Origin of the sequence: Collinsella sp. CLA-JM-H32, from assembly GCF_040098165.1 — a bacterium.
In the GTDB taxonomy this organism is placed as follows: Bacteria; Actinomycetota; Coriobacteriia; order Coriobacteriales; family Coriobacteriaceae; genus Collinsella.
The window spans coordinates 267,295-277,951 of sequence record NZ_JBBNMZ010000001.1 but is presented as its reverse complement, the minus strand read 5'-3'; the positions used below and the strand labels follow the sequence as shown (position 1 = coordinate 277,951).

Here is a 10,657-nt window from a genome sequence, read left to right as displayed (position 1 = left end):
CTTGCGAAAAACAAATCCAAGTTAGACCATTTCAAATGGTTCGATGTCTGCCCGGATGCGACACATCTGGTGTGTCCATCCTCGCAGTATCCGGTTCTCAAGGTGCACGCCCCGCGGCTGATCCGGTCCGACCGGGCCGCGCGGCAAGGAGATATATTGCCAGACCGGAGGGCCCCCGCGGGCGGGAATCGCGCACTCCATATTTTGTTCACAAATGAATAGAACCCTCAGTTGCTTCGCTGAGGCCGTATTCGAAGCAGCAGCTTCTGATATTGGCGATGACCAGCTGTTTTATGAGTATTGAGACATCGGTCATCTCTGGAGCGCTACTTTACTCCAAAGGCATCAGCTATTTGTTTCCCATCGGTAAAAGGCGGGTTTTGTTCGCCAAGCGTTCTTATATATAGATAGATACGGGTTCGAACCCATGAAAGGGCGACAAAAAAAGACAGCCAACCGAAGTTGACCGCTTTTCTGCAGCCCTCGTTGTCTATCCTCGCATCTCTCAGGTCTTCCGGAAATTCACAAGCAGTCTTAGGGTCAATTTGTTTCTGCTTTCAGAGACTTGTTTGAGAGTTTTTAAAGACAGTTCAAAACAATAAGCGAGACACCATAAAGCAGAGCAAGATGTGCCGGATAGAAAATGTAGAAGAAATATTTCAGCTTCAGCCCTCGCTTGCCATTATAAAGATTGATAAGCAACAACGAAATTATCGCGGCAGCAACATCAGGATTAAAAATATTAGCTGTAGTGAACTCAAATCCGCCGCCAATTATATGGCATGACGAAAGGAGCACTGCACATACTGCAGCAAAGAACATCTTAGCTTTGCTGTCGTGGAATAAATAGAATGCAGCCACAAGCAGAATGCCATACGCACCGCCATCCAGCTTAGTGTATTCAGCTGCCAGTGCTGTCAAAACAATCAGAGCAATTTCTGCAATGTGCCTCTTCCATTTTGAAAGACTTTGTATCTTTTCCAGAATAATCAAAAAGACCAAGGAAAGCAGGAGCTCATACATAACATTCTGTTGCCGAAGGTCAAATAGCTGCCCGGTTTGAACGAAATCGTATATGGGCTCCGCAATGATTGCGAAGACAAGCATATTTCGCAGGTACTTCTTTATGTCATGAGTATGCAAAAATCCCTCAACTATCAAAAAGCAAAATAAGGGAAATGCAATTCTGCCAAGAACATGAAGCACATCCGAAGCCTCGCTTAGAATCGCCCACTGCTCGTCTGATATCTGATTGTACGATGCGTGAGTCATGATTCCATTGGTCAGGACGATCCTGCTTACATGATCGAGAACCATCGAAATGGCCGCTATTATCTTTAATGTGCTGCCGCTAATTCCGTATCTATCTGTTTTCATTTTGTTTTCCTTTCGTTGGGTGGGCCGTCAGGGGTTCAGCCTGCTCCGCAGGCGGCCGCTGCGGCGCTTCGCGCCTTGCGCGCTGCGCTGGCAAACGCTCACGCGTTTACTCAGCTCCGCGCCCCGACGGGTTCGAACCCATGCCTTGGCAACAAAAAAGCGACCAACCGGAGTCGATCGCTTTCTATTCTATGGTGGGCCGTCAGGGGTTCGAACCCTGGACCTTGGGATTAAAAGTCCCCTGCTCTGCCAGCTGAGCTAACGGCCCGCGGGTGGCATTGTACCACGGTCTAGGACTATTCCCAACTCCATTGGCCGTTCTGGAAAATCACAACTTCACGTCCATCAGGCGTAATGCCCGTAATATCGATGTCGTCCGTGCCGATCATAAAATCGACGTGCGTGCTCGAGACGTTAACACCATGCTCCAGGAGCTCCTCTTTGGACATGTCGTACCCACCCTCGATGCATTCGGGGAAACCGACACCTAGCGCGAGATGGCAGCTAGCGTTCTCGTCATAGAGCGTATCGTAGAACAGAACACCACTTTCGCGGATCGGCGTGTTCTTGGAAATGAGCGCGACCTCTCCCAGGTGAGCAGCGCCCTCGTCAGTATCGATGATACTTGCGAGCGTTGCCTTGCCCACGCGGGCGTCGTAGCCCACCACGCGGCCGCCCTCGAACTTAATCCAAAAATCGTCGACTTTATTGCCGTGGTGGATGAGCGGCATGGCCGAGTACACGATACCGTCGGCGCGCATGCGATCGGGCGAAGTGAAGACTTCCTCGGTGGGAATGTTGGGGAAGAAGGGGTGCCCATCGGGCGTCTTGCCCTTGCCGCCGGCCCACTCGTGACCCTTCGTCATGCCAATCGTCAGATCGGTTCCATTTGCCGCGGTGTAATGCAGGCGGTCGAAACGATTGTCGTTCAGGAAACGCAGGTTCTTTTCGAATGCGGCGTCATGGAGTTCCCAGTCGCTCTCTGGGTCCTGGCCATCGGCGCGAGCGGTGTGCAGAATCGCATTCCACAGCTTATAGATTGCAACCTCATCGGCGTCTCCCGGGAACACCTCGCGCGCCCAAGCCACGACCGGAGCGCCGGCGATGCACCACGGATTGATGTTGTAATCCAGTCCACGGCGGAAAACTTTGCACTGCGTGTTCTTTGCCTTAGAAGCTGCAGCGGGCTTAGCGGGATCGATGCCCTTAAGGGCGGCGGGGTCCGCACCCTCGATAAAGATAAAGCAGGCACCGTCCTGGGCCAGGGAATCCAGCTGCAGGCGCTTCCACTCGGGCGTCTGCTCAAAATAGCTTTTCTCGACATGCTCGTACGTGAGCCTCGTCACGGCATCATCGGCCCAGATGACCGTCACGTGGCCGGCGCCGGCAGCATAGGCTTCCGCGACCACCACGCGCGCAAACGGCACGCACTCAACCGGAGACTGAACGACGACTTCCTGGCCGGGCTTAACGTTTACGCCCTTGCGGACGACCAGGCGCGCATAGTTTTTAATCTTGGGCTCCAGGGACTTCATACCCTCCAGGGCCTCTTCGACCGTCAGGGCAGCTCGAATCATGTGCCACTCCATCTATCTATAGAACAGTAAAAAGGCGCGCCGCAAAAACGACGCGCCTTATATCTTAGCGATAAGTATGTATGCAAACGCTACTTCTTCTTGGAGTCCTTCTTGTCCTCCTCGGCAGCTGCGCGCTCGATAAGAGCGTTGAGCTTGTTCTCGGACATGCCCTCGGCCTGCGCGCGGTACATGTTGCGCAAGGGACGAATACGAGCGAAGTCGTAGATAAAGTCACCCAGGATGATGACATAGGACAAAACGATGCCGACCATCTGGACAGGGCTGGACACCATGCCAGCGGGAGCGAAGTACAGCGAGGCCCAAATTGCCACGACGAGTACCATGCCAATGGCGAGCACAATCCACCAGATGCGACGGCGCTTGGTGTAGTCCTCGTCCTGCTTGAGGAGGATATTCGACACCGTATAGATGCGGTCCTCCTTGGCGCGCTGCTTAGCCTTGCGGGCGCGCTTCTCCTCTTTAGAGAGGCCCTCGAGGTTCTCGCCCTTCTCGAGCTCTTTGCGGCGTGCCTTAGACGAAGCCGGCACGACGCGAACGGAGCTCGCTGCTTGGCGGGCGGGCTTAGCAGATGCGGCAGACTTGCGCGCAACCCCGGTAACTTCGTGGGATTGCGTGCGCTTGTTCGTGGCGCTACGGGTACTCACTTATGCGTTCTCCTTCATGCTTGTGAACTGGGAGCCCGTGATGATCTGGAAGGCCTCGCGATAGCGCTCGGACGTGCCATCGATGACCTCGGCGGGCAGGTGCGGGGTCTCCCCCGTCATATCCCAGTTGGCCTTGAGCCAATTGCGGACGAATTGCTTGTCGTAGCTAGGCTGGATCTTGCCCTCCTCGTAGCTGGCAGCAGGCCAGAAACGGCTGGAGTCGGGCGTGAGGCACTCGTCGATCAGCGTGACCTTGCCATCGATGACACCAAACTCAAACTTGGTGTCGGCAATGATGATGCCACGGGTCGCGGCGTACTCGGCAGCGGCCTTGTAGATCTTGAGGGAAAGGTCACGAATCTGCGTGGCGATGTCCTCGCCCACGATCTCGCAGCAACGCTCGAACGAGATGTTCTCGTCGTGGTCACCGATCTCGGCCTTCGTGGACGGCGTGAACAACGGCTCGGGAAGCTTGGAAGCCTCGGTCAGGCCCTCAGGCAGCTGGATGCCGCAGACGGTGCCGTTCTCGTCGTAGGTCTTCTTGCCCGAACCGGTCAGATAGCCGCGGACGATACACTCGATAGGAATCGTCTGGGCCTTCTTAACCAGCATGGCGCGGCCAGCGAGGTAGTCACGATACTCAGCAAACTCCTCGGGGAAATCCGCCGGGTCGATGGAAACGAGATGGTTGGGGACGATGTCGGCAAACTTATCGAACCAGAATGCCGAGATGCGATTGAGCACCTCTCCCTTAAACGGAATCTCGTCGGGAAGAATGAAGTCGAACGCAGAAATGCGGTCGGTGGCGACCATCAGCAGGTTTTCACCGGCATCGTAAATATCACGAACCTTGCCACGGGAATCCGGACGACGCTCCATCGTTGTCACGTGAGTCACTCCTTACCTAAATACGACAGAAATGCGGGTTCTTTCCCGCATGTTTTCGCAAACTCGGAGCGGCAGGGACGCGGCCCCTCCTTCACCGAATAGCGAAAAGCTAGTGCTCCATTGTAGTAGATGCCGCGTCCGCCGTGTGCTCGCGGGGCAGATGAATTGTAAAAGTCGTACCCTTTCCAAGCTCCGACTCCACGGATATGTAGCCATGGTGACGCTCGACGATCTGCTTGGTCACGGCGAGGCCGACGCCCAGGCCGCCAGCTTCGCGGGCGCGGCTGGCATCGGCGCGCCAAAACCGCCCGAAAATGCGCGACAGATCGTCCTTGGCAATACCGATGCCGGTATCAGAAACGGCAATGCTGACGTGCCTGCGGTCACTGAGCACCGACACCACGACCCAACCGCCCTCGGGGGTGTAGCGCATGGCGTTGCTCATGAGGTTGATAACACATTGCGTGATCATGTCGGGATCGGCCTCGACGACATCGTCGTGCCCTTGGGTTTCATCTGCAAAGCGAAGACGAAGGTCACGGTCGGCAAACAGACGCTCCTGGCCGTTCACAATCGATCGCACGAACGGAACCATGTCCACCGGTTCTAGATTGAGCGGAGCCGTGCTGTTTTCCATACGCGATAGGTCGAGCATCTGCTGCACCAGACGAGCCAGGCGACGCGTCTCGGAAGCAACGGTCTCCAAATGCTCATCGTCGGTGGGATACACGCCATCCTGCATGGCCTCGACCGTTGCGAGCATGGCCATAAGCGGCGTGCGAAGCTCGTGTGCAACGTCTGAGGTCAGGCGCTTCTCGTGTTTCATATCCTTCTCGAGCGAGGTGGCCATCTCATCGAAGGTCTCACCCAGCTGATCGATCTCGTCATCACCGCGCAGCCCCGTGCGAGCCGACAGGTCGCCGTCACGGATTTGCTTTGCGGTACTGGTGATGCGATGAATCGGTTTGGTGAGCATGCGCGACACGAGCGATCCGATAACGACCGAAATGCAGATTGCAACAACCGCGGCGAGGGCCATGGCGTTAAAGGTCTTCTCCCTAAACGCAGAGTCCGCCTTGGTGAGCAGAGCGTCGGAGCCGATGGCCCACAGCTTTACCTGTCCGACATGCTCGCCGGAAGACGTTACAATCTCGACGTTAGCAACGCTATCGGAGTCGGTTGGAGCAGACGAGACCGGGCTATGCGATGCCCTCTTGCCGCTCGTGTCGTCGGTCGTAGCCTGGTTTTCGCGTACATCGGCGGTGGCGCTTGCCGAGGGCCAGGAATCGTCATAAACGATCACGCCCTTTTTATTGACGACCTGCATGCCCAGATCGTCGGAAACCAAACTCGACGTTGCGACCGTGCGCAGTTCTCCCGCGGTCCAAGAGCCGTTTTCCTCATATGAGGTCGCCAACTTCTCGGCAGCGGAATTTGCGATTTCGACGATATTGGAGCGTGTGTAATCCGAAAAGACCGTGCCCCACACAACAGAGACAACGCCCACCAGCACCAATACCGTCATGAGCGATGTCAGAGCAAAAGCAAGTGCCATGCGCGAGGGATAGCTCATCGTTGGCCGTGAATCGGAACGAGGCGTGTTCCAACTAGCCTTGGAACCCGCCTCGCTCTCCTGCTTGTGCTTTTGTCCGATTTCAAAGCGCGCAGGTGTCATATGTGATTTCCCTATTTCTCGTCCGACTTATCGGTCTTGGCCGGAGCCTCGAAGCGATAGCCGACACCATGGACGGTGTAGAGCCACTTGGGCTTCTTGGGATCATCGCCCAGCTTGGCGCGAAGATTCTTCACGTGGCTATCGATGGTGCGCTCATAGCCCTCAAAGTCATACCCGAGCACTTTCTCGACCAGCTCCATGCGGTTATACACACGGCCGGGATGGCGGGCAAGCGTGGTGAGCAGCTTGAACTCGGAAGCCGTCAGGTCGACTTCCTTGCCCTCGACCAAAATCTTGTGGCCCGAGATGTCAATGACCAGATCGCCGAAGTCGAGTACCTCGACGGCGGGCTCGTCGGCCTGATGGGCACGGCGGAACAGAGCGCGAACGCGGGCGACGAGCTCGCGCGGTGAGAACGGCTTAATCAGATAGTCGTCGGCGCCAAGCTCAAGACCGATAATACGGTCCTCGATCTCGCCCTTAGCCGTCAGCATGATGATGGGGACATCCGAGGTATCGCGAATGGTGCGGCAAACGCGCTCGCCGGGAATCTTGGGGAGCATAAGGTCAAGCACGACCAGGTCGAACTGATGCTTCTCGAACTCCTCGATCGCGGACTGGCCGTCGCCGACGCCCACAACCCAGTAGCCTTCGCGCTCGAGATAGGCAGCGACGGCGTCACGGATTGCCTTCTCATCCTCGACCAGCAGAATCTTTTTTGCATCTGAAGCCATAACACGGCCCCCCTGTCTCAATTAGCTAAGAACAAGCCCATTTTAACGCACCTGAGCCCGCCGGATGCCGCTATGACGCGGCAGCTCGGCGGGCGGTACTCACAATTACAACGCGTTTATTCCCCTGTTGGCGCCTTTTTAACCCCTCTAAGCTTAAAGAGAGAATAGGCGTGCAGTGACCGTCTCTGGTATACCCTGGCTGTTGCGCACCGTGGCGTACGTAAGGAATGAGTCCGATTTTCCCGCCGTAGCTGGATAATCGCCATACTCCAAAGCGCGGTCGGGCGACAGCAGCGAGCCATAGGTCTTGGCAGAGGTGTCGATCAGGAAATGCGATGCCTGTACCTTAACAAGGTATTTATTCTTCTTGCCAGCCGCACATGCGAGCGGCTCACGGGACAGGAAGAGATACGGCCCTCCCTCATTACCGATATACGTGCCCATGTTGCCCAGGCTGCCCACGCCACTATAGGCCGCCTCGATAGAAAACACGAAGGTATCGCCCATATATACGGCCTCGAAAGGCGAGACTGACGAGGGAAGGACTAGCTGGGCACGTTTGGTGTTGTTGCCGTCGGTCAAATCGATTGCCGTTATGCCGTAGTAGACGCCCTCGTCGTTGCGGACACGCGGCGAGATGGTCAAAATGCCGTCGCTCGCGCGCGGGGCCGATGCAAAGCGACCCGTCGATTTCCAAATTGTCTCGGCCTTGGATTCATCAAGCGAGCGACGATAGCAAAACGAATCGCTACTCGTTTTATTGCCACCTGCCGAGGGCATTTTATACCAGATGACTGATGACCCGAACGCCGTAAACAGCGGCGGATCATAGTCCTTGCCACCTCGATCGAGCTCAACCACGTCGCCAGAGAGCGAAGCGCCCGACAGATTTTGACCGTAGAGCTTCCACGATGAATTGGCAAAGTTCATCTCAACCCACGCGAATACGCTGTCGCCGGCACGGACATCGTAGAATGCATATCCCGTGCCCTCGATAGGATCCTCGATTAATGTGGTAAGCGAGCCATCGCCCAGGTTGAGCACACCGAGTGTGTTGGCGTGCAGTGCCGATGCGGGCGCCATCATTGCCGCGGCGTAATCGCCGTCGCAGTAGTACAGCAGCGTACCCAGAGGCAGCGTCCACGACGCCGCCGGCTCAAGATCGATGTCGACTGCCTCGTACTCATCCGTAATCGAGATGATTTTGGAATCGTCCTTGATAACCTGCGGCTCGCCGGCGGCATCATCGCTGGTACCCGTTTTTTTCGAGCATCCGGCAAGCACCGTGGCAGCGCCCGCGGCAGCCCCACCGAGTACAAAGCCGCGACGCGATATTCCGTTCTTGATGTGATCGGCGATACCCATTAGGCGATCTCGGCGCGAGCGGCCTCGATAGCGCGCGTAAGCTGGTCGGCGCAGGAGGTCTTTTTCATACCGCAGGTATTACCGGCGAGAACCTCGATTACGCGATCGGCGGGAGCGCCCTCGACCAGCTTGGAGATAGCCTTGAGATTGCCGTCGCAGCCGCCGGTAAACTCAACGCCCATCACCTTGTTGCCGTCATCGGAAAGGTCAAGGTGAATATTGCGAGCACACACGCCCTGAGGCTTGTAATCAAACGAAATCATGCGATCCCCTCTCAGAATGTTATTCGAGACGACTATTATCCCCGTCTTTCCCTAAATGCAACGAGGCGCTTTGCCGGCAACACACATTACCAGCAAAGCGCCCTAAAAAGCTAACGTTATGCCCGAACCTACTCGAAGCTCAGCTGCTCCAGACGATCAAAGACCGTGTCGATACGGGTGAGGAAGTCCCACGGATCAAAGATCTCGTCGAGCTTCTCCTGGCTGACGGTGCAGCGCGGGTCGGCCTCGAGACGCTCCTTAAAGGTGGGGCCGGAGACACAATCCTGTACCTCGTGCCAGGTTGCCATAGCGTTCTCCTGCACAATGGCGTACGCGTCCTCGCGGGTGATGCCCGTGTCGACGAGGGCGAGCAGTACCTTGGAAGAGAAGATGAGGCCGCGGGTCTTATTGAGGTTGGCCATCATGCGGGCGGGATACAGCTGCAGGCCGTCGATAACGCGGATGAGGCACTGGAACATGTGGTCGAGGGCGATGAAGCTATCGGCCTGGGCGACGCGCTCGGCAGAGGAGTGCGAAATGTCACGCTCGTGCCACAGGGCGACGTTATCGAAGGCGACCTGGGCGTTGGACTTCACGACGCGCGACAGACCGCAGACCTTCTCCATGGTGATGGGATTGCGCTTGTGCGGCATGGCGGAGCTACCCTTTTGGCCCTTACGGAACGGCTCCTCGGCCTCGAGCGTATCAGTCTTCTGCAGATTGCGGACCTCGGTAGCGATGCGCTCGCAGGTGGCTGCGGTGGTGGCGAGAACGCCGGCGAGATAGGCGTGATGGTCACGGCTGATAACCTGCGTGGACAGAGGATCGTGGACCAGGCCCAGGTGCTCGCAGACGTACTCCTCGACGAACGGCTCGATGGAGCTGTACGTGCCGACAGCGCCCGAGATAGCACCGAAGGCAACATTCTTGCGGGCGTCCTCAAGACGATCCAGATCGCGCTTGAGCTCCCAGGCCCAAGAGCCAAACTTCATGCCGAAGGTCATCGGCTCGGCGTGGATGCCATGAGTGCGGCCGGCACAGAGCGTGTTGCGCTCCTCAAAGGCGCGACGCTTGCAAATCTCGCCGAGCTTCTTGACGTCCTCGATGATTATGTCGCAGGCCTGGGTGAGCTGGTAGCACAGGGCCGTGTCGCCCAGATCGGAGCTGGTCATGCCATAGTGAACCCAGCGGCTGGGCTTGGGGTCGCCCTCGGGAACATCGGCATCGATGTATTCCTTCATGTTGGTCAGGAAGGCAATGACGTCGTGGCGCGTGACTTCCTCGATCTCATCGACCTTCGCCTTCTCAAAGTTGGCATGGTCGCGGATCCACTGGGCCTCGTCTTTGGAAATACCGATCTTGCCGAGCTCCGCCTGGGCCTCGCAGGCCAGAACCTCGATCTCCTGCCAAATGGCGTACTTGTTCTCGAGGGAGAAGATGTGTCCCATCTCCGGGCGGGTATAGCGATCGATCATAGCGGCTCCTTTTTGGTTATTGGCACGTTGGTCGTAACCCAACCATTGTACCGTGCGCAGATGTAAGTATGGGCAGCAGGCATTAACCTAACATTTTGGAATTGGAGCGGGCATGGGGACGTCCGCGCATTTGCTTCGCAAATCCGCACCGGCTGCGGCGACACGCCCGGACCTACACCCATGCGCGGGCAAAATGGGTTGAATCTGACGCCCCCGGCTGTCTCCCGTGCTCGATGGAGTGGGCAACGGGACGTCTGCGTATTTGCTTCGCAAATCCGCACCGGCTCCAGGCGCCTGTCGGCGCCTTCGCCTGCTCGCTACAAACGCTTCGCGTTTGCTTTACGCTCGCACCCTGTCGGGTTCGAGTCCTGGCGCTTTATTGAAAAAAGCACGGCACCGTAATGGTGCCGTGCTTGTGCTTCTAGCTGGAGCGGGCAACGGGACTCGAACCCGCGAGTGTCAGCTTGGGAAGCTGATGCCTTACCACTTGGCGATGCCCGCATATGTGGGGGATAGTATAACGCGGTTGTCTTGTTCGATACAAGGGTGGCGATGCTTGTTTTAGCTATGGAGATTCGTTTGAAAATCGCGTCAATTGTGGAGATGAGGACCTTTGACCTCCTGTTCTCCCTATCTTC

At 56.8% G+C, this 10,657-nt stretch carries 10 protein-coding genes and 2 tRNA genes; 1 reads left to right on the top strand and 11 read right to left on the bottom strand.

What is annotated here, in order from left to right:
- The coding region (locus tag AAA021_RS01155) for a hypothetical protein (RefSeq protein WP_349087616.1) at positions 1-222 on the top strand (222 nt) is incomplete at its 5' end.
- A 357-nt stretch (positions 223-579) separates the two neighbouring features.
- Here the strand turns inward: AAA021_RS01155 and AAA021_RS01150 are convergent.
- The 11 genes from AAA021_RS01150 to AAA021_RS01100 all read right to left on the bottom strand — a co-directional run bounded on the left by AAA021_RS01150 (position 580) and on the right by AAA021_RS01100 (position 10,520).
- Positions 580-1,377 carry a TraX family protein gene (locus AAA021_RS01150; RefSeq protein ID WP_148331780.1) on the bottom strand — a complete coding sequence of 266 codons (798 nt, stop codon included), beginning with the start codon at positions 1,375-1,377 and terminating at the stop codon, positions 580-582.
- 192 nt (positions 1,378-1,569) lie between these two features.
- Positions 1,570-1,645 (bottom strand) — tRNA-Lys (locus tag AAA021_RS01145).
- Between the two features lie 28 nt (positions 1,646-1,673).
- On the bottom strand, positions 1,674-2,954 hold the full coding sequence (locus tag AAA021_RS01140; protein ID WP_349087615.1) for an aminopeptidase: 1,281 nt from the start codon (positions 2,952-2,954) through the stop codon (positions 1,674-1,676).
- Between the two features lie 89 nt (positions 2,955-3,043).
- Positions 3,044-3,619, bottom strand: a complete 576-nt coding sequence (locus AAA021_RS01135) for a hypothetical protein (protein ID WP_022093792.1) — start codon at positions 3,617-3,619, stop codon at positions 3,044-3,046.
- A complete protein-coding gene (locus AAA021_RS01130; protein ID WP_035136481.1) occupies positions 3,620-4,498 on the bottom strand; it encodes a phosphoribosylaminoimidazolesuccinocarboxamide synthase in 879 nt (292 codons plus the stop codon).
- A 118-nt stretch (positions 4,499-4,616) separates the two neighbouring features.
- Entirely contained in the window at positions 4,617-6,182 is a 1,566-nt protein-coding gene (locus AAA021_RS01125) for an ATP-binding protein (protein WP_035136482.1), read from the bottom strand.
- Positions 6,183-6,193: 11 nt separating this feature from the next.
- Positions 6,194-6,916 carry a response regulator transcription factor gene (locus AAA021_RS01120; RefSeq protein WP_006236208.1) on the bottom strand — a complete coding sequence of 241 codons (723 nt, stop codon included), beginning with the start codon at positions 6,914-6,916 and terminating at the stop codon, positions 6,194-6,196.
- Positions 6,917-7,069: 153 nt separating this feature from the next.
- Complete coding sequence (locus AAA021_RS01115) at positions 7,070-8,281, bottom strand: twin-arginine translocation signal domain-containing protein (protein ID WP_138374268.1); 1,212 nt, start codon at positions 8,279-8,281, stop codon at positions 7,070-7,072.
- Positions 8,281-8,544 (bottom strand): TIGR03905 family TSCPD domain-containing protein, encoded by a 264-nt coding sequence (locus AAA021_RS01110; protein ID WP_117848466.1) that lies wholly within the window; start codon positions 8,542-8,544, stop codon positions 8,281-8,283. Before AAA021_RS01110 ends, AAA021_RS01115 begins: the two co-directional genes overlap by 1 nt.
- Before the next feature lie 128 nt (positions 8,545-8,672).
- Positions 8,673-10,019, bottom strand: coding sequence for an adenylosuccinate lyase (gene purB, locus AAA021_RS01105; RefSeq protein WP_349087614.1), 1,347 nt, complete (start codon positions 10,017-10,019; stop codon positions 8,673-8,675).
- 426 nt (positions 10,020-10,445) lie between these two features.
- Positions 10,446-10,520: transfer RNA gene (locus AAA021_RS01100), tRNA-Gly, on the bottom strand.
- Between the last annotated feature and the right edge of the window lie 137 nt (positions 10,521-10,657).

Coding starts and splice junctions, on each gene's coding strand:
- AAA021_RS01150 (WP_148331780.1), bottom strand. CDS start 1,377: ATGAAAACAGATAGATACGGAATTAGCGGCAGCACATTAAAGATAATA.
- AAA021_RS01140 (WP_349087615.1), bottom strand. CDS start 2,954: ATGATTCGAGCTGCCCTGACGGTCGAAGAGGCCCTGGAGGGTATGAAG.
- AAA021_RS01130 (WP_035136481.1), bottom strand. CDS start 4,498: ATGGAGCGTCGTCCGGATTCCCGTGGCAAGGTTCGTGATATTTACGAT.
- AAA021_RS01125 (WP_035136482.1), bottom strand. CDS start 6,182: ATGACACCTGCGCGCTTTGAAATCGGACAAAAGCACAAGCAGGAGAGC.
- AAA021_RS01120 (WP_006236208.1), bottom strand. CDS start 6,916: ATGGCTTCAGATGCAAAAAAGATTCTGCTGGTCGAGGATGAGAAGGCA.
- AAA021_RS01115 (WP_138374268.1), bottom strand. CDS start 8,281: ATGGGTATCGCCGATCACATCAAGAACGGAATATCGCGTCGCGGCTTT.
- AAA021_RS01110 (WP_117848466.1), bottom strand. CDS start 8,544: ATGATTTCGTTTGATTACAAGCCTCAGGGCGTGTGTGCTCGCAATATT.
- purB (WP_349087614.1), bottom strand. CDS start 10,019: ATGATCGATCGCTATACCCGCCCGGAGATGGGACACATCTTCTCCCTC.